This window comes from Rhodococcus sovatensis (assembly GCF_037327425.1).
Taxonomy (GTDB): domain Bacteria; phylum Actinomycetota; class Actinomycetes; order Mycobacteriales; family Mycobacteriaceae; genus Rhodococcoides; species Rhodococcoides sovatense.
Map to the genome: position 1 here is coordinate 2,715,652 of NZ_CP147846.1, position 18,459 is coordinate 2,734,110.

Sequence of the window (18,459 nt, forward strand, 5' to 3'; positions counted from 1 at the left end):
TCGCTCCTTGCGCACTACCGATTGCGGTGACCGAGTGTCACGATCGGCAGATCCAAACTACCTCCGCGTCAGGTACGCGGGTACGGCCACGGGTTGAACCTGCACGTCTTACCATCCATCGGCACCACGCCCGCCGGATCCAGCCGAGCGATGTCGTCGTTCGCAGTACCGAACGTCTGTTGCATCATCACCGGTGCGAGCCCACCGTCGGTCTCGCACGGTTGATGTTGTTGATACCCGATGGCGTGTCCGACCTCGTGATTGATCTGGTACTGCCGGTACGAACCGATGTCGCCCTGGTACGCGATCGCACCCCGTACCCAGCGTGGCTCGTTCAGGACCACCCTGTTGATTCCGGGGTTGTAGCAGGACACCTCGAGCTGGATGTCGTACCCGCACGCCTGCCTGATGCTCATCTGCGACGTCAGCGAAATGCGGAAGTCCGGTTCACCCTGGTCGATCCGCCGAAACGCGAACCGTGGGTCGTTGGTCCAGCTCTTCGGGTTCCCGAGCGTCTGGTCTACCAACCGCCCGAAAGATTCGTCTCCCCCGAAACCGACCGTGTCCACGCCGTCTTCCACCTCGACCGTATACGTGAAGACCCGCTCGGTCCCCTGCCCGACCTGGCCGGTAGATCCGGGAACGAGATGCCAGGTCCCCGCACCCTGAGCTGTGAAAGCGCCTCCGTCCGGCAGCTCGCCCGACGGGATGGAGTCCGCGAAATTGCCGTCGGCGGCGGGCGGCACGCCGATCACCCCGGTCGTGTCCGTTGTGTCCGAACTGAGAGTCCCGAAACCCGGCGCCTGATCCGGGCTGACGGCATTGGTCGTCGACGGGTCACCTGCGCGCACAGCGTCGATCACCACCAACGACGTCACCACGAGCAGAATCGGAATCGCGTATGCACGCCAGCCGTACACCGAAGTGAACTTGCCGAGCTTCGACTGCTTCTTTGCTTGCCGCTCCGGACGCGGAGTTCGGCTGCGGTGCGGTTCGCTCCGCGCCGTCGGATCCCACTGCGCACGAAGCGGCTGATGCGAACCCCGCCTGCCGACCTCGCGGGGTAGGTCCTCCGGCGCACCGCGACGGCTACCTCGGGCCCCGCCATATTCGCTCCGGTCGTGTTCACTGCCGCCGTATTCGCTGCGGTCGTATGCACTGCGGTCGTACCCAGCGTCGCCCCATGTCCTTCCGCTGCTCGGCGGCCCGCCTCGGTCAGTCACCTCGCCAGAATCTCACAGTCGGTGCGATCCTCCGCTCGCCGCGCCGATGTTTGTGCGGTGGAACAAACTCCTCGACCGAATAGACGCGCGATACCGGGATCGATGCGAGCTCTTGCTAGGACCGCTCACTGCGACAGGCGCCCCGCCATCCCGTCGCGGCGGGCGACGGCGGGTATCGTTGCTCTTCGATCTGCGCTACAGCTTTCCTGGCGGCCACTTCGGCAGCGGCCTACCGCACAGGTTCCGCACTACAGGCGCAGTGACGATGCGGATGGGAACTACCACAATGACAGAACTCGCAGATCGGATGTCCTCGGACCGTCCGGCCTCTCCTGCCAGCCGTCGCAGCGCACGGTTGCCACGCGACGCACGGCGCGCTCAGCTACTCGCGGCCGCGAGCGAAATCTTCGTGAACCGCGGATATCACGCGTCGGGAATGGATGAGATCGCCGAATGCGCAGGGGTGAGCAAGCCGGTCCTGTACCAGCATTTCCCGGGCAAGCTGGAGCTGTACCTCGCCGTGCTGCAGAGCTACGTCGACACACTGATCGCCGGAGTGCGACAGGCGCTCCGGTCGACGACGGACAACCGCAAACGCGTCCGCGCGGCAGTGCTTGCCTTCTACGATTTCGTCGACACCGACACGCAGGGCTTTCGCCTTGTGTTCGAGTCGGATCTGATGGGAGATCCACAGGTCAACGCTCGCGTCGAGCAGGCAACCGAGGCGTGCGTCGACGCTGTTTTCGACCTCGTCGCGCACGATTCCGGTCTCGACCCCTATCGTGCTCGGGTACTGGCAGTGGGGCTCGTCGGAGCCAGCCAGTTCACGGCTCGCTACTGGCTGGAAGCAGATCGGCCGATCTCGAAGGAAGACGCTGTCGACACGACTGTCTCGCTGGCGTGGGGCGGCCTCTCGCACGTCCCGCTCCAGGCGCCCTGACGCCTGGCACAAACCACACGACGACGGCCGCGTATCGATTATTCGATACGCGGCCGTCGTCGATATGTGGACACTTGGCCCGGTCACGCCAAGGCGCGACCACCACCGACTAGATGGTGGCGAACCCGACCTTGCGGGAGTCCGCTGGCCCGATCTCGACGTAGGACACCTTGGCGGACTGAACGAGGTACTTGCGGCCCTTGTCGTCGACGAGTTGAAGAACATCCTTACTGCCCGCGAGCGCCTCGGCTACGAGCGCCTCGACCTCCTCGGGAGACTGGGCACTGTTCACCACGAGCTCACGAGAGCTTTCCGACACACCGATCTTGACCTCCACGGCCAACCTCCGAACTCAATAGACAACTTCAGCTGCTTCGACTAAAGGCTAGTGCAGCACGCAACCGACAAGCTCGTCCCATCGGTGTGCTGTCAGCGAACACCCCATCACACCAAGCCGAGAACCCGCATACGTTCGGCATGCTGCTCCTGCATGCGGTCGAACAGCGCCGCAACTCCGTTGAGGTCGCCGGATGCCGTGATGACCAGATCGGTGAGACTCTCGCGCTGCGCGAGAACGTACTGAGCCTGGGTGATCGCCTCGCCCAGTAGCCGACGACCCCACAGCATCAGCCGCGCTTTGTCCTGCGTACTGGCGCTCACCTGTTTCGACACCTCGTGCACAACGAACTCGGAGTGACCGGTCTCTGCAAGCACCTCACGCACGGTCGACGCCACGGCCGGATCGAGCGTGTGTGCGATCTCGCGATAGAAGTCGGCCGCCAGCCCGTCGCCGACGTATGCCTTGACGAGCACCTCCATCCACGTGGACGGGTTCGTCGACGCGTGGTAGTCGTCGAGTGCGCGCACGAAGGGGTCCATCGCCGAGTACACCTCGACACCTCGGTCCGACAGCGCTTGCACGAGGGTTTCGAAGTGACTCATCTCGGCCGCCGCCATGCTGGCGAGTGCAACTCTGCCCTGCATCGACGGCGCGGTGCGCGCGTCTTCGGCCAATCGGTAGAACGCCGAGATCTCGCCGTATGCGAGCACTGCGTACAACTCGGATACGCCAGGATGGTCGAAGGCGATTCGCACGGTGTCGGATCCCTCCGCTTCGGACTGTCGAGCTTCGTCGGTGACCGGTTCAGGCGAATGGGCTCCCATGAGAGACGATCGTAGTCTCGCGTTGACGGCCGTTCGCCGCCGAGGACATGCGAGGATTCTCACCCCGCGACGAGCCTGCGTTCGAGCGCGCCGGAGCACGATACGTGCTTTGCGGAGTCGGCAAGCTACCATGGTGGTCGGATCGCCACCTGGACCGATGACACGGACCGAACAATTACGAACGCGGCGGTCCACACCGACAATGTGTGCGCACCTGATCCGGGTCGCTACGACTGCTTCGCCGCCTGTCGAGTACCACTCGTTCCACCGACACGGCTGAGGCTCGATGCGATATCACAACCGGGATCGAGGGCATCGACTTCGGCCGGCAATAGGCCAATGCCCTTCCTTGTGCGCACGTGTGAACACAAGGAAGGCCAGACCCCTGAGCAAGATCGTTATCGACCAAGAATCCGAGACCGGCGACACGACGCTGTCCGCCCAGCTCGACGACACCCACGTTCCCCCTACGTTCGCCGAACTCGGCGTGCGCGAGGACATCGTCCGTTCTCTTGCGGAAATCGGGATCGAGCGCACCTTTGCGATCCAGGAGCTGACGCTCCCACTGGCGCTTGCCGGCGACGATCTCATCGGCCAAGCACGAACCGGTATGGGCAAGACCTTCGGCTTCGGCGTACCGCTCCTCCATCGGATCTCCACCACGGACTCCGGAACCACCGCGCTCGACGGCACGCCGCGCGCGCTGATCATCGTCCCGACGCGTGAGCTGTGCGTCCAGGTCAGCTCGGATCTCGCGAACGCGTCGAAGCACCTGAAGTCGAACGGCAAGCACGTAGAAGTCCTCTCGATCTACGGTGGTCGCCCCTACGAAGCTCAGATCAGCGCACTCCAGAAGGGCGTGGACGTCGTCGTCGGCACCCCTGGTCGTTTGCTCGACCTCGCCAAGCAGGGACATCTGATCCTGGGCAAGATCGGCGTTCTCGTTCTCGACGAGGCCGACGAGATGCTCGATCTCGGTTTCCTCCCCGACATCGAACGCATTCTCGGAATGGTGCCGGACAAGCGTCAGACGATGCTGTTCTCGGCCACTATGCCGGGCCCGATCATCACTCTCGCCCGCACGTTCCTGACCCAACCGACCCACATTCGCGCGGAGGAAGCCGAGTCCTCGGCGGTTCACGACCTCACCGCTCAGCACATCTACCGGGCGCACGCGCTCGACAAGGTGGAAATGGTGTCGAAGGTGCTTCAGGCCAATGGTCGAGGCGCGACGATGATCTTCACCCGAACCAAGAGGACGGCACAGAAAGTCGCCGACGAACTTCTGGAGCGCGGTTTCGCGGTCGGTGCAGTGCACGGCGACCTCGGGCAGATACAGCGGGAGAAAGCTCTCAAGAAGTTCCGTACCGGTGGCATCGACGTCTTGGTCGCCACCGATGTCGCCGCACGCGGAATCGATATCGACGACGTCACTCACGTCATCAACTACCAGTGCCCCGAGGACGAGAAGACCTACGTACACCGCATCGGGCGCACCGGACGCGCAGGCCGCACAGGTATCGCCGTCACACTCGTCGACTGGGACGACATCCCGCGCTGGCAGCTGATCGACAAGGCGCTCGGCCTCGGCATTCCCGACCCCGTGGAAACGTACTCGAGCTCGCCTCATCTGTTCGACGAACTCGACATCCCCACCGATGTCGCCGGTTCGGTCAAGAAGACCGACGTCGAGCCGAAGGCCGCGAATGCCGCCGACGCTTCGGCAGCCGCACCCGCTGACAACTCCACCTCGGGAGAGTCGTCCGACACACCGTCCACACCGCGTCGAAGCCGGTCACGCCGGCGAACCCGGGCCGGGCAGGCCGCGAGCGGGCACACGGAAGCAGCGGGCGATCTCGCTGCGCCCGCATCCTCGGAGTCCTCGGGCTCAGACTCGGGAGCGGATCAGGATGGCGAAGCATCGGCACCGCGCAAGCGTCGTCGACGTCGCCGCTCCCCCGCATCGGCTGCGTCCGGACAACCGACGGCCGAGTAGCCTCTCACCGTGCTTGCTCCCGAACGTCGCCGACGGTCGGATCTCGTTGCCGCGGCAGTCTTGGCTGTTGTCGCGGTGCTCGCTCTCACCGTGATCTGGGTCGAGAGCGACGCACGTGGAACGACGTCCGACACAGCGCAGACTCCACTGTCCCAGGCGAACACCGCGGCTTTCGTCCCGGAATCACTGACAGAACGATGGCGAGCACAGAGTCCGGTCACGTCGACTCCCGTCGTGACCGGAAGTTCCGTCGTCACCGGTGACGACACCACCGTGAGCGGGTTCGACCCGACTACCGGAGCCGTCGCTTGGAGCTATCGCCGCGATGTTCCTCTGTGCGCAGTCATCGGCGCCTGGAACACGGCCGTCGCAGTATTTTCCGACGACCGCGGCTGTGCACAGGTCACCGAATTGGACGGTGCGAGCGGAGCACGTAAGGCGCAGCGGACGAGTGACGCTGACGCAGCGGTGCGACTCACCGAAGATGGAACGTACGTGACGTCCCTCGGTGACTCCAGAATGGAACTGTGGCGTTCGGACCTGGTCCGCACCCTCGAGTACGGCCGCGTGGATGCCCCGGTCAACCCCAATAGCCAGCCTCGAACCGGCTGCACGCTTCTGTCCTCTGCGTCCAGCAGCTCGAGAGTCGCCGTTCTCGAGAACTGCCCTGGGGAGTCCGCGGCGCGACTCAGCACGCTCGACCCGGCACCCGACGACGCGGGAAAGCCGGAGGAATTCGGTTCGAGCGTGGTCGCATCACTGACCGGACCGGACGGACCCATCGACGGCGCCTCGATACTCGTCACCTCGGGCGACCGTACTGCGTTGGCAATTCCTGCCCATTCAGGTCTACCCGCGAAGATCGCAGTGTTCGACGGAAATGCGCAGCCACTGGCCGAGTTCGACCTACCACCGGGGACCCTTGCGGAACCGACGACCGAGTTGTCGCCGACAGTGACCGACGCTGCGAGCGTATTCAGCTGGTGGACCGGAACCGGCACCATTGCACTCAGTTCGAGCGATCTGTCCCCGCAGTGGTCCCTGCCGGGCGCGCTGGGACCAGGGGTGTCGATGGCCGGCCATGTGCTCGTACCGGTTCCGAATGGAACCGTCGTCATCGATCCCGCTACGGGAACGCCGGAACGGACCATTCCCGTCGATCGTGGGGACTACACCGGACCCGTCGGAACTTCCGTCCTCGGCGCCGTCGTCATCGAGCAACGCGGCAGCGAGATAGTCGCGCTGGCCTGATCGGCCAACTCGATGCAAAGGTCAGCTGCCGGCCTCCGGTGAATACGTCTGCAGAGCAGAACCGTTCTGCCAGTAGTCCAGAAGGTTGATCGCAAGATCTCGGTATGCATGCGCGCCCTTGCTCTTTCGGCCCGACAGCACGGTCACACCCGACGCCGATGCCTCTGCGAAACGAACCGTCCGTGGGATCGGCGGCGCCAACACCGGGAGGGCGTAACGATCCGAGACATCGCTGAGGACGTCGCGGCTGTGCGTCGTGCGCGCATCGAACAACGTCGGTAGTGCACCCAGCAACGTCAGTTCCGGATTCGTGATCTGCTGCACTTCGGAGACGGTGCGCAGGAGTTGTCCGACTCCCCGGTGCGCGAGCGTCTCGCACTGCAGAGGTACCAACACCGAGTGCGCGGCAGTCAGACCATTGAGGGTCAGAACGCCGAGCGACGGCGGACAGTCGATGATCACGACATCGAAATCGTCGAGAACCGAAGAAAGCGCCCGCTTCAGCGCGTATTCCCGGCCTGCACGCATGAGCAGCAACGCCTCGGCGCCCGCAAGATCGATCGTTGCGGGCAGCAACACGATTCCCTCGTCGGTCTCGACCAGTACATCGGCGATCGAGGCGTCGCCGGTGAGCACTTCGTGCACCGAGGACTCGAGTTTGTCGGGATTGTGTCCGAGCGAGAAAGTGAGGCACCCCTGTGGATCGAGATCCACCACGAGAACTCGTTGATCGTGCGCGTGCAGCGCCGCCGCAAGAGATGCCACCGTGGTGGTCTTCGCGACGCCGCCCTTCTGGTTGGCAACCGCCAGTACTGTCGTCACAACCTTGATCCTTGCCTACTCGGGCGCAGGGAGCCAGACAGAGCCGGTTGTGGGCGCGTCGAGGAAGTCAGTGAAGTCGAGGAAGTCAGTGAAGCAGAATCGGCTTGGCAGCGTCCGTTCCCTCGACCGGCGTGATTTTCTTTCGTGGCAGGAAGAAGGCCGGGACGAAGGTCAGCACGATGAGAACGAGCGCAACCATGAACGTCGTGCCGAAAGCGCTCGCCGAGATATCGAGTGCGTCGGTGGGCGAGGTTGCGTTCTTGACACTCTTCAACTGATTGGTCAATACGACGGACATGACGGCGGTACCGATCGAGCCTGCGGTCTGCTGGACGATGTTCATCAGCGTCGACCCTCGGGCGACATTGTGATCGGTCAGTGTCTGCAGCGCCGCTGTCATGATCGGCATCATCGTCGAACCGAGGCCCATGCCCATCACGAACAATGCACCAAGGAGTACGAAGTACGACGTATCAGAGCCGACCTGCGTGAACACAGCCATTCCTGCGGTGATGAAGACCATTCCGGCGAGCACGATCTTGCCCGGTCCCATCCTGTCCGCGAGCATGCCTGCGATCGGCATCGTCAACATCGCGCCCAGTCCCTGGGGCGCGAGCAGCAAGCCTGCTGCCAGAGTCGTTTCACCGCGAATTTGCAGGAAGTAGCTTGGAAACAGCAGGCCGGCACCCATGAACGCCACTGTGAACAGCACGGTTGTGAGAACTGCAACGGTCAGCGCGCGATTGGCGAACAGCCGCAGGTCGATCAACGGGTGCTCGGTCCGTAGCGCATGGAAGACGAACAAGACCACGAGGACCGACCCGATGATCGCCGGCACGAGAACACGTGTTGCCAGCACCGTCTCGGTTTCGGGAATCGATGAAACACCGAACAAGAACAACGCCAGGCCCGGCGACAACATCAACATGCCTCGGAAGTCGAACGCCTCCGATGGAGTCGGGTTGTCCTTCGGGAAGATCACGATCGCGGCAACCAGTGCAACTGCGCCGATCGGGACGTTGATGAGGAAGATCCAGTGCCAACTTGCGGCCTCGAGCAACCATCCGCCGAGGATCGGCCCGCTGATCGGCCCGAGCAGCATCGGCACACCGAGCACCGCCATTACGCGCCCGATCCGCTCCGGCCCCGCGGCGCGAGTCATGATCGTCATGCCGAGCGGCATGAGCATGCCACCACCGAGCCCTTGAACGACGCGGAACGCAATCAACGTGGTGATGTCCCACGCAAAGCTACATAGCACCGAGCCGAGCACGAACAGGATCAAGGCTGTGATGTACAGCCGCTTGGTTCCGAATCGGTCCGCCGCCCATCCGGTCAACGGAATCACGGTCGCGAGTGCCAGCGTGTATCCGGTCATGGTCCACGCGGCGGTCGCGTAGGTCGCGTCGAACACCTCCATGAACGTCGGCAGAGCAACGCTGACGACGGTGACATCGAGGATGGACATGATGGCACCGAGAACCACCACTCCGGCGACCTTCAGAACGGTTGAATCGAGCTTGTCCGGGGCGCCCGGAGCCGGTCCGGATGTTCCTGCCTGCGTCATGATGGAGAGTCCTTCGTATTGTGGCGAGGTGTTGTGGCGAGCAGGATTGCTGCAGCACCGAGCGGCCGACGACTCGACACAGTATTCCTTCCCAGGCCGCACTGCTCAATCCATTTAGCGCACCTATCTGTCCTGTTCGCTGTGACACCCGACACGGCATCGGTGACCCGACACGGCATCATTGTCGAACATGAACACAACTCCCCCAGAACCCGCCGAGTCGTCCGGCGCTCCTGGACGTGTCGTGCTACTGCGTCACGGACAGACCGAATGGGCTACGACCGGACGTCACACCGGCACCACGGACGTGCCGCTGACCGCGGTCGGCGAAAAACAAGCAGCCGCAGCGGGTCTGCTCGTCGGCGAGCTGGAACTGCGGACGCCACTCGTCATCAGCAGTCCCCGATCGCGTGCGACTCGAACAGCTCACCTGGCGGGCCTCGACGTCGACCGCGAATGGGATGCCCTCACCGAATGGGATTACGGCGATTACGAGGGTCTGACGTCTCGCGAAATACAGCAGACCGTGCCGCACTGGACGGTATGGACACACCCATGCCCAGGCGGCGAGTCGATCGACGAGATCAGCGCGCGCGCCGATCTCGTCCTGTCCGTTGTCCTTCCCGCACTGAGCGAGCGAGATGTCGTCCTCGTCGGCCACGGACACTTCTCGCGAGCATTGCTGACACGGTGGTTGGAACTACCGGTGTCGGAGGGAAAGCGGTTCGCGATGTCCCCCGCCGCATACTCGGTTCTCGGCTTCGAACACTCGTATCGACAGCTCGTGGTCCACAACATCCACCCTTCGGTACGTACCGGACGCGACCGGGAGCCCGCCCGATGATCAGACGGGCAACGGCGGATGACGTATCGGCGATCACCGGACTGATCTACGAGCTCGCAGACTACGAGAAGTCGCTCGACCAGTGCTCCGTGCGTCCCGAACAAGTGCACGCGGCTCTGTTCGGGACGCACCCATCCGTATTCGCGCACGTCGCAGAAGTCGACGGTGCCGTCGTCGGCGTTGCACTGTGGTTCTTGAACTTCTCCACCTGGGACGGAGTCAACGGGATCTACCTCGAAGATCTCTTCGTACGGCCTGCATTTCGCGGCTCGGGACTCGGCACCGAGCTCCTGGCCGCATTGGCCGCGGAGTGCACGAGAAACGGGTACACCCGGCTGAGTTGGTGGGTGCTCGACTGGAACGCGCCGTCTATCGGCTTCTACGAGTCACTCGGGGCTGTGGCTCAGGATGAATGGACAACGTTCCGGATGACCGGGGAGGCGCTTGCCGCTTTGGCCGCCCGCACCGCCCCTACCGACTAGGACGACTCGTCCTCGTCGACGTGGGCGTATTCGGCGGCCATCCATCTCGACGACGGTGGACTGAAGAGAAGGACGAGAATCGCAATCACGCCCGTTCCGAGCAGTACTCCGTAGAGCGGCTGGTGCGAATCGGTGAGCAAGGACCACACGACCGGCAACAGCAGCAGCTGCACGACGAGCGCGATCGCCCGCCCCCAGCGTTTGCCCAGTACTAGCGCAACCCCGGCGGCGCCGACGACGGCTCCCACGACTGCGAACCACCCCGCGGTTCCGTAGCCGTTGGCTACCTCGTCCTCGACACCCCCGACGGCGCGCACCAGGAGGACGACGGACGCGGCCAGCGCAACAGCACCTTCGAGCGCCACGAGTACACCGGCGGCCCGGAACGTCGGAGGTGGCACCTTGGGCAGAAGTGGCGTCGACACCCGGTCAGCCTAGAACACCGGCACCACAGGGCAGGTCAGGACAGGAGCACGCGAATCGACCCACTAGGCTCGTATTCCGTGCGCGCGCTCCTGATCGTCAACCCGAATGCGACGTCGACGACCCCAGCTGCTCGGGACCTGTTGGCGCACGCTCTGTCCAGTCGGGTGCGGGTCACGGTCGCCCACACGACTCATCGAGATCACGCCGCCGAGTTGGCGCAGCAGGCCCGCGAGGACGGCGTCGGGTTGGTGATCGTCCACGGTGGTGACGGCACCGTCAACGAGGTGATCAACGGCCTTCTAGGGGTGCCACTACCGACCTCGATGCGCGCAGTCACGATCGGCGCCATCCCTGCTCTGGCGGTAGTACCCGGAGGCAGTGCAAACGTGTTCGCCCGATCGCTCGGCATTCACCCCGACCCGGTGGCGGCGACCAACCAATTGATCGACCTACTCGCCGCGCGTTCGAGAAGAACGATCGGGCTCGGCCACTGCGACAACCGATGGTTCACGTTCAACGCGGGCCTCGGTCTCGATGCGGATGTGTGCCAGGCGATCGACGCAGGCCGAAAGGACGGGGGTCCGGTTTCTGCGACCCGCTATGTGCGCGCGGCCATAACCGCGTTCTTTCGGAACAAACGCCACGATCCGAAACTGACCGTCGAGATTCCCGATCACGATCAGATAACGGGCATTCATTACGCTTTCGTTTCCAACTCGAGTCCTTGGACCTACCTCAACGAACGTCCGGTTCATACCAATCCAGGGACCTCGTTCGATACCGGACTCGGCCTGTTCGCCATGTCCACGACCCGAGTCCTTCCGAGCCTGAGGGTGTCCCGTCAGCTGTTGTCGCAAGGATCGGAACCTAAGTCTCGCAAGCTTTTTCGGGTGGATGACGTTCCGCACATTCGGATCACAGCCAGCGAGCCGATCGGACTTCAGATGGACGGGGACTATCTCGGACTGCGAACCGAGGCGGACTTCTTCGCCACTCCGGCCGCGCTGGAAGTCATCGCTCCCCAAGCCGACTGACGCTGCCCGAACTAGCAGTTCCGCAACTGAAAAAATCAGGGCGAAATGGACGCCGCACACCTGCTCACCGCGCGTTTGCTGGAAAAACCTCTGCGAGATCCCGATCGAACGGGTACAAAGGAGCGCAGGACGGTTAAGCCAGCCTAACAGAGTGAGCTTGACCACGGACACACGGCTATCTCTTGACTTCCCCTAAGTTCGTGAAAGCATTCACAAGCAACAGTGCGGAAACATTGGATACGCACGAGTGAACATCAGCTGACAAAGGTAAGTACAGAAAACGAAACGGCGCCTATGGCGCCCGGTAAGGAGCAGAGGATGGACTGGCGCCACAACGCGATCTGTCGCGACGAAGACCCGGAGCTTTTCTTCCCAGTGGGGAACAGCGGCCCGGCGCTTGCGCAGATCGCCGATGCCAAGGTCGTCTGCACGCGGTGCCCTGTAACCGCTGAGTGCCTGTCGTGGGCACTCGAGTCCGGCCAAGATGCCGGCGTGTGGGGCGGAATGAGTGAAGACGAGCGCCGCGCGCTCAAGCGTCGCAATGCACGTACGCGAGCACGGAGCTCCGTCTAGCCACATCCGGCGACCGTGAAACGAACCCCTGCAGGTTCGGACGCGAAGCCCAACAAGCAACAGAGCCCGGCCGCCTCTCGGGGGCCGGGTTCTTTGCTGCCCCTACCCCTTTCGATGTGACGACGGCGTGACAGCGGAGTACACAGACGCGACGTTCTTGCGACCGAGTGGAACCCGAAGCGATGCATCCGTGCCGCCCCCCGCTGCTGGATGAAGTCCTAGCGAACCGTTCAATTCGACGGAGACGAGCGTCCGCACAATTTGCAGTCCCAGCCCCTCCGACTTCTCCAGCGAGAACCCGGACGGTAGACCGCGACCGTCGTCGTGAATGACGACGTCCAACCACCGTGCCGATCGATCCGCGGAGATCCGCACGACCCCCGCAGACCCCGCGTCGAAGCCGTGTTCCATGGCGTTCTGTACGAGTTCGGTCAACACCATGACGAGCGGGGTCGCGCGCTCGGCAGAGAAGACGCCGAGCTTGCCCTCGCGTACCACTCGCACGCGCGGATTGACCGTGGCGATATCGAGCATGATCGGGACCAGGCGATCGACGATCTCGTCGAGATCGATTTCCTCGTCGACGGACATCGACAGCATCTCGTGAACGAGCGCGATGGAGGTCACTCGGCGCACCGACTCGGAGAGAGCAACACGGGCCTCGGCGTTCTCCAACCGCCTCGACTGCAGTCGCAGGAGTGCCGCTACCGTTTGTAGGTTGTTCTTCACACGATGGTGAATCTCACGAATGGTCGCATCCTTGCTCAACAAGGCGCGATCACGACGTTTGACCTCCGTGACGTCGCGAACGAGCACGATCGCGCCCACCGACCGCCCGGCCGGCCGGAGCGAGAGCGTTCGGATCAGCACCGTCGCGCCCCGAGCGTCGGCCTCCATGCGGTGTCCTTCACTGCCGGACAGCGAGGCACGAATATGGTCTGCAATCTCTTGAGAATCGAACGGATCGGTGATGAGCGACCGCGTCACCGAGGCCAGATCGCGCCCGGACAGCTCGGTGGCCAATCCCATTCGGTGATAGGCCGACAAAGCGTTCGGGCTGGCGTAGACAACTCTGCCCTCGGTATCGAGACGAATGAAGCCGTCGCCCGCGCGAGGTGAAGAATTGATGTCGGTTCGTTCGTCGGGCGTCGGAAACGTGCCCTCGCTGATCATCCGGGACAGATCGTCGGCGCAATCGCGATAGGCGATCTCGAGCGCGCTCGGCGGCCGCTGGCGAGTCGGATTGGCGTCACGGGTGAGAACGCCGATGACGTGCTCTCCGCACCGAACCGGAACGCTTTCCGTGTCGGCACCGTCGCCGCCGACGATCTGGCGCGTGATCAGCGAATCGATGACGTTCGGGTGCTGAGCCTCGGACACGACAGCACCGACCATGTCCTGGGTGAATACCGTCGGCGCCGTGGTCGGTCTGCACTGTGCGACGCACAGAACCTTCGCATCAGGGCTGCCCTCGACGTCGTCGGTTCCGACCCACAGCAGAAGGTCCGCGAACGACAGGTCGGCCAACAGTTGCCACTCCCCGACCACTCGCTGCAAGTGATCGACTGCCTCACCGGACAGGTCGGTGTGTTCGGCGAGAAGGTCACTGAGTGTCGACACGACAGCCGACGACTACGACACGACGGCGATGAGATCGCCCTGCTGGATGACGTCGCCGACGTTCACATCGATCTTGCTGACTGTTCCTGCCGTCTCGGCCAGGACCGGGATCTCCATTTTCATGGACTCCAGAACGACAAGGGTGTCCCCTACCGCGACGGTGTCTCCTTCGGTGACCACGATCTGGAACACGGTCGATACCATCTCCGCGCGTACGTCCTCGGCCATGACAATTCCTCTCGTCCACTTCGCTGTTTCACAGCTGGTTCCGACACCCGTGAGGGCACAGCCGGTCACACGTGAAAGACTGTAGTGAACAAGTAGAGAGGAACTCATCATGGGTAAGCGTGGGCGCAAGAAGCGCAGTCGCAAGAACAACAAGGCCAATCACGGCAAACGTCCGAACAGCTGACGATTGCCGCTGGACACAGCGAAGGCCGGGAAGCACTGCTTCCCGGCCTTCCTGATGCTCTAGGCGTCCTCGTTCGACTCAGTCGTTCTCGGTCTGCCTGATGAGCACCGTACGCCTGATCTCGATACTGAGCCGCTCACGTAATCCTGCGGGTGCCTGATCGCCTCCGCACTTACGGCTGATGAGACTCTTGACCTTCTCCTCGATACCGTAGGCGGCGAAGCAGGAACCGCATTCGTCTATGTGGCGCTGTAGCCGAGCTCGGCTTCCTTCGTCGCACTCGTTGTCCAGCATCAGCCAGACGTCCGCGATGACCGCCGAGCAGTCGAGGCGTTCGAACTGCTGACTCACAGCATCCGAATTTTCATATCCATCCGATGTCACTGTGAGACCTCCTGCTCGTGCGCATCCACCGCACCGTTGCGATTGAATCCACGTTCACGCGCCACGTCCGACAGCAGGCCCCTCAACTGCTTGCGCCCGCGGTGCAGCCGCGACATCACGGTACCGATCGGTGTGCCCATGATCTCGGCGATCTCCTTGTACGGGAAGCCCTCGACATCGGCGTAATACACCGCCATGCGGAATTCTTCCGGCAACGATTGCAACGCGGCCTTGATGTCGTCGTCCGGCAGCGAGTCGAGTGCTTCCACCTCGGCGGACCGCAAACCCGTCGAGGTGTGTTCGGCTGTAGCAGCGAGCTGCCAGTCGGTGATCTCTTCCGTCGGGTACTGCGCAGGTTGGCGCTGCTTCTTCCGGTACGAGTTGATGTAGGTGTTCGTCAGGATGCGGTAGAGCCACGCCTTCAGGTTCGTTCCCTCGCGGAAGGATCGGAACGCTGAATACGCCTTGATGTAGGTCTCTTGAACGAGATCCTCGGCATCTGCCGGATTTCGGGTCATCCGCAATGCGGCGCCGTAGAGCTGGTCGAGCATCGGGAGCGCGTCGCGCTCGAAACGCTCGGTCAGATCCGCCGACGACTCCGCTGCCGACTCGTCCGACGTCTGAGCTGGGCGCTCGACTTCCTCCACGCTGATCCCTTCGGTAGCCCTGTTCGACCAGGTTACCGCGGGCACAGAGAGGTCCTTCACGTAGATCGCGCTCGACTCGACAGGACGCACCCGTTCGATCATCGTCCGCTCGGTCGTCGCGACTGGCACAGCCGATCCCTTCCTTCCACATGTCATGTACCTGTATCGAACACCGCAATCGCGCTGGGTGTTCCCGAGTTCGCGCGCCGTGTGTTCCTGGGCTCGAGTGATTTCGTGGCATCGCCCTCGCTACTGTGGCCTCTATGTCCGGAGCATCGACACCCGCGATCGCTCTGCTGATCGGGCACAAAGTGGGCCATCGTGTGCATTCCTACGATCACGATCCCCGGTCGGAGTCGTTCGGCACCGAAGCCGCTGATGCACTCTCCGTCCGTCTCGGCGTCGTGCCCGACCAAATTCTGAAAACACTCGTGATCAAGTGCGCCGACAACTCGCTTGCAGTTGCAGTCCTGCCCGTAACCACGACGTTGTCACCCAAGAAGGCAGCGTCCGCGCTCGGCACCAGGAAGATCTCAATGGCCGACCGCCTCGAGGCCGAGCGAACGACCGGGTACGTTCTCGGTGGGATCTCGCCGCTGGGGCAGAAGCGATCACTCGCCACCGTGGTCGACGAGTCGGCGTTGCAGTGGGACCGAGTGCTGTGCAGCGGCGGACGGCGCGGACTGGAAATCGAACTCGATCCCCGTGATCTCGTTCGACTCGCCCGTGCCGTGACGGCTCCCGTCGCAACACGCTGATCGCCGATACGCAAGGATAGTGCTGTGAGTACCTGGCCCGCACCGACGTCCTCGTCCCCCGTCCACGCGACGGTCACCCTGCCTGGATCCAAGTCCATCACGAACCGAGCCCTGATCATTTCGGCCCTCGCGTCCGGTCGATCGACCGTGGCGGGGACGCTACGCAGCCGTGACACCGATTTGATGATCTCGGCACTGCGCGAGATCGGAACCGGCATCGATATCGACTCGGATGATCCGACATCGCTGACCGTGCACCCCGGCATCGTTCGAGGCGGTGCCGTCGATTGCGGCCTGGCCGGCACCGTAATGCGGTTTCTACCTCCACTCGCTGCCCTCGCCACCGGAACCGTGTCCTTCGACGGTGACGAACAGGCCCGAACGCGCCCCCTGGACACCATCCTGAGCGCCTTGCGCGCTCTCGGCGCCGACGTCGACGGCGATGCGCTCCCGTTCACGGTGACGGGCACTGGACGCCTACGCGGCGGTACCGTCGACATCGATGCGTCGGGTTCGTCCCAGTTCGTGTCCGGACTGATGCTCTCGGCCGCACGCTTCGACGAGGGCATTACAATTCACCACGTCGGCAAGCCCGTTCCTTCCATGCCGCACATCCAAATGACCGTCGAGATGCTGCGTCATGCAGGCGTCCTCGTCGATACTCCAGCAGACAGCGGCGACGCCGACACCTGGCGAGTGCATCCCGGCCCGGTCGACGCCGTCGATTGGGTGATCGAACCCGATCTGTCCAATGCAACGCCGTTCCTGGCCGCTGCAGCCGTCACCGGTGGAGAAGTCCGGGTACCGAACTGGCCGTCGTCGACGACACAGCCTGGAGACGCAATACGCCACATCTTGGCGACGATGGGCGCCACAGTGGAACTCGACGGGGGCATACTCGTCGTTCGTGGACCGAAGGCCCTGCGCGGAATCGATATCGATCTGCACGACGTGGGTGAACTGACCCCCACCGTCGCCGCACTTGCTGCGCTCGCCGACAGTCCGTCGCACTTGCGCGGAATCGCGCACCTACGCGGTCACGAAACCGATCGCCTGGCAGCCTTGGTCACCGAGATCGGCCGTCTCGGGGGGAACGCCATCGAGACCGACGACGGACTCGACATCACTCCGGCCGCCTTGAACGGCGGCGTCTGGCACGCCTATGCGGATCACCGAATGGCTACTGCCGGTGCAATTGTCGGACTCGCGGTTCCAGGAGTTCACGTCGACGACATCGGTACGACCTCGAAGACCCTGCCCGGATTCGAGCTCCTGTGGGCCGACATGCTCGCAGGTTCGCCGGCCCACGAAGGGTCATCGTCCTGACACGCCGCTACGATGAGTCGGATGTCCGGATCCGTCCGGGCAAGAGTTCGCGACCTCGAACCAAGACGCGGCCCGATCATGCCGATGCCGAGTCCGGCATGGTGGTGTCGGTCGACCGTGGACGCTGGGGCTGTGTGCTCGGCGGTGACCCCGAGCGTCCGGTCGTCACCATGAGAGCTCGTGAACTCGGCCGCACCCCCATAGTCGTCGGCGACGACGTCGACATCGTCGGCGACCTCTCCGGCAAAGTCGATACCCTTGCCAGAATCGTCCGCGTGTCCGAACGCCGTACGGTGTTGCGCCGCACCGCCGACGACACCGATCCGTACGAGCGAGTGGTCGTTGCCAACGCCGAGCAACTTCTCATCGTCGCGGCCCTGGCGGATCCCCCGCCCAGGACAGGTTTCGTCGAGCGTGCATTGGTCGCAGCGTTCGTCGGTGGCCTGAAACCTATTCTCTGCCTTACCAAGAGCGACCTGAAGGATCCGTCGGAATTCACCGCGGCATTCGCCGACCTGGACGTCCCTGTGGTCCTCGCGGGACAGAGCGAGGATCTCACCGAGCTGACCGCGACACTGACCAACACCGTGACCGCCCTGATCGGGCACTCCGGCGTCGGAAAGTCGACTCTCGTCAACAGGCTGGTGCCCGACGCGCACCGAGCCACGGGCGTCGTCTCCGGCGTGGGCAAGGGACGCCACACCTCGACGCAATCAGTGGCGCTACCCCTGCCCGGCGGGGGTTGGGTGGTCGATACGCCGGGAATTCGCTCGTTCGGACTTGCACACATTTCACCGCAAGACGTCGTAGCGGCCTTCTCCGACCTTGCCGACGCCATCGAGAACTGCTCGCGAGGCTGCACGCACCTCGGGCCTCCCGCCGATCCCGAATGCGCGCTCGACCAGCTCACCGGCGACGCGGCGCGCCGGGTTGCTGCGGTGCGGCTCCTGCTCGAGGCAGTGCGAACCAACGACGCCTGGTAGGTGCACA

At 63.5% G+C, this 18,459-nt stretch carries 21 protein-coding genes; 11 read left to right on the top strand and 10 right to left on the bottom strand.

All coding sequences use genetic code 11. The features are described 5' to 3' along the window. Positions 1-68: 68 nt before the first annotated feature. Entirely contained in the window at positions 69-1,223 is a 1,155-nt protein-coding gene (locus tag WDS16_RS12690) for a DUF3152 domain-containing protein (protein WP_338892979.1), read from the bottom strand. A gap of 286 nt (positions 1,224-1,509) precedes the next feature. Between WDS16_RS12690 and WDS16_RS12695 the strand changes: the two genes are divergently transcribed. Continuing rightward, positions 1,510-2,163 (top strand): TetR/AcrR family transcriptional regulator, encoded by a 654-nt coding sequence (locus tag WDS16_RS12695; protein ID WP_068368723.1) that lies wholly within the window; start codon positions 1,510-1,512, stop codon positions 2,161-2,163. 109 nt (positions 2,164-2,272) lie between these two features. Here WDS16_RS12695 and WDS16_RS12700 read toward each other — a convergent pair whose 3' ends face one another. Then, positions 2,273-2,500, bottom strand: coding sequence for a DUF3107 domain-containing protein (locus WDS16_RS12700; RefSeq protein ID WP_338892980.1), 228 nt, complete (start codon positions 2,498-2,500; stop codon positions 2,273-2,275). 107 nt (positions 2,501-2,607) lie between these two features. After that, a complete protein-coding gene (locus WDS16_RS12705) occupies positions 2,608-3,327 on the bottom strand; it encodes a ferritin-like fold-containing protein (RefSeq protein ID WP_338892982.1) in 720 nt (239 codons plus the stop codon). A 361-nt stretch (positions 3,328-3,688) separates the two neighbouring features. Between WDS16_RS12705 and WDS16_RS12710 the strand changes: the two genes are divergently transcribed. Together WDS16_RS12710 and WDS16_RS12715 are read left to right on the top strand one after the other, a co-directional pair. Further along, a complete protein-coding gene (locus WDS16_RS12710; RefSeq protein ID WP_338892984.1) occupies positions 3,689-5,323 on the top strand; it encodes a DEAD/DEAH box helicase in 1,635 nt (544 codons plus the stop codon). Between the two features lie 9 nt (positions 5,324-5,332). Beyond that, positions 5,333-6,574 (top strand): PQQ-binding-like beta-propeller repeat protein, encoded by a 1,242-nt coding sequence (locus WDS16_RS12715; protein ID WP_338892986.1) that lies wholly within the window; start codon positions 5,333-5,335, stop codon positions 6,572-6,574. 21 nt (positions 6,575-6,595) lie between these two features. Here the strand turns inward: WDS16_RS12715 and WDS16_RS12720 are convergent, their stop codons facing one another. Both WDS16_RS12720 and WDS16_RS12725 read right to left on the bottom strand, forming a co-directional pair. Next, a complete protein-coding gene (locus tag WDS16_RS12720) occupies positions 6,596-7,396 on the bottom strand; it encodes an AAA family ATPase (RefSeq protein ID WP_338892988.1) in 801 nt (266 codons plus the stop codon). 85 nt (positions 7,397-7,481) lie between these two features. After that, a complete protein-coding gene (locus tag WDS16_RS12725) occupies positions 7,482-8,963 on the bottom strand; it encodes a DHA2 family efflux MFS transporter permease subunit (protein ID WP_338892989.1) in 1,482 nt (493 codons plus the stop codon). A gap of 190 nt (positions 8,964-9,153) precedes the next feature. On the opposite strand from WDS16_RS12725, the gene WDS16_RS12730 reads away from it, so the two are divergent. Then, positions 9,154-9,807: an acid phosphatase gene (locus WDS16_RS12730; protein ID WP_338892990.1), complete on the top strand. Its 654-nt coding sequence runs from the start codon at positions 9,154-9,156 to the stop codon at positions 9,805-9,807. Continuing rightward, entirely contained in the window at positions 9,804-10,289 is a 486-nt protein-coding gene (locus WDS16_RS12735; protein ID WP_338892991.1) for a GNAT family N-acetyltransferase, read from the top strand. Before WDS16_RS12730 ends, WDS16_RS12735 begins: the two co-directional genes overlap by 4 nt. Here the strand turns inward: WDS16_RS12735 and WDS16_RS12740 are convergent. Further along, on the bottom strand, positions 10,286-10,714 hold the full coding sequence (locus tag WDS16_RS12740; protein ID WP_338892992.1) for a hypothetical protein: 429 nt from the start codon (positions 10,712-10,714) through the stop codon (positions 10,286-10,288). The genes WDS16_RS12735 and WDS16_RS12740 overlap by 4 nt on opposite strands. Positions 10,715-10,792: 78 nt before the next feature. Between WDS16_RS12740 and WDS16_RS12745 the strand changes: the two genes are divergently transcribed. Further along, positions 10,793-11,749, top strand: coding sequence for a diacylglycerol/lipid kinase family protein (locus tag WDS16_RS12745; protein WP_338892993.1), 957 nt, complete (start codon positions 10,793-10,795; stop codon positions 11,747-11,749). Positions 11,750-12,067: 318 nt separating this feature from the next. After that, positions 12,068-12,322, top strand: a complete 255-nt coding sequence (locus tag WDS16_RS12750) for a WhiB family transcriptional regulator (protein WP_084346872.1) — start codon at positions 12,068-12,070, stop codon at positions 12,320-12,322. 102 nt (positions 12,323-12,424) lie between these two features. Here WDS16_RS12750 and WDS16_RS12755 read toward each other — a convergent pair whose 3' ends face one another. Together WDS16_RS12755 and WDS16_RS12760 are read right to left on the bottom strand one after the other, a co-directional pair. After that, positions 12,425-13,942, bottom strand: a complete 1,518-nt coding sequence (locus tag WDS16_RS12755; RefSeq protein ID WP_338892994.1) for a sensor histidine kinase — start codon at positions 13,940-13,942, stop codon at positions 12,425-12,427. Positions 13,943-13,954: 12 nt separating this feature from the next. After that, on the bottom strand, positions 13,955-14,170 hold the full coding sequence (locus tag WDS16_RS12760) for a biotin/lipoyl-binding carrier protein (protein ID WP_068369052.1): 216 nt from the start codon (positions 14,168-14,170) through the stop codon (positions 13,955-13,957). A 109-nt stretch (positions 14,171-14,279) separates the two neighbouring features. On the opposite strand from WDS16_RS12760, the gene WDS16_RS28235 reads away from it, so the two are divergent. Then, positions 14,280-14,354: a 50S ribosomal protein bL37 gene (locus tag WDS16_RS28235; RefSeq protein WP_099052202.1), complete on the top strand. Its 75-nt coding sequence runs from the start codon at positions 14,280-14,282 to the stop codon at positions 14,352-14,354. 78 nt (positions 14,355-14,432) lie between these two features. On the opposite strand, the gene rsrA is transcribed toward WDS16_RS28235, so the two are convergent. Both rsrA and WDS16_RS12770 read right to left on the bottom strand, forming a co-directional pair. Next, complete coding sequence (gene rsrA, locus WDS16_RS12765; protein ID WP_338893413.1) at positions 14,433-14,705, bottom strand: mycothiol system anti-sigma-R factor; 273 nt, start codon at positions 14,703-14,705, stop codon at positions 14,433-14,435. 29 nt (positions 14,706-14,734) lie between these two features. Continuing rightward, positions 14,735-15,487: a sigma-70 family RNA polymerase sigma factor gene (locus tag WDS16_RS12770; RefSeq protein WP_422395828.1), complete on the bottom strand. Its 753-nt coding sequence runs from the start codon at positions 15,485-15,487 to the stop codon at positions 14,735-14,737. A gap of 161 nt (positions 15,488-15,648) precedes the next feature. On the opposite strand from WDS16_RS12770, the gene ybaK reads away from it, so the two are divergent. The 3 genes from ybaK to rsgA are packed head-to-tail and all read left to right on the top strand — an operon-like array spanning position 15,649 to position 18,452. Continuing rightward, complete coding sequence (gene ybaK / locus WDS16_RS12775; protein WP_338892997.1) at positions 15,649-16,143, top strand: Cys-tRNA(Pro) deacylase; 495 nt, start codon at positions 15,649-15,651, stop codon at positions 16,141-16,143. 24 nt (positions 16,144-16,167) lie between these two features. After that, positions 16,168-17,469: a 3-phosphoshikimate 1-carboxyvinyltransferase gene (gene aroA / locus WDS16_RS12780; protein WP_338892998.1), complete on the top strand. Its 1,302-nt coding sequence runs from the start codon at positions 16,168-16,170 to the stop codon at positions 17,467-17,469. After that, positions 17,418-18,452: a ribosome small subunit-dependent GTPase A gene (rsgA, locus tag WDS16_RS12785; RefSeq protein ID WP_422395790.1), complete on the top strand. Its 1,035-nt coding sequence runs from the start codon at positions 17,418-17,420 to the stop codon at positions 18,450-18,452. Before aroA ends, rsgA begins: the two co-directional genes overlap by 52 nt. The last annotated feature ends 7 nt before the right edge of the window (positions 18,453-18,459 follow it).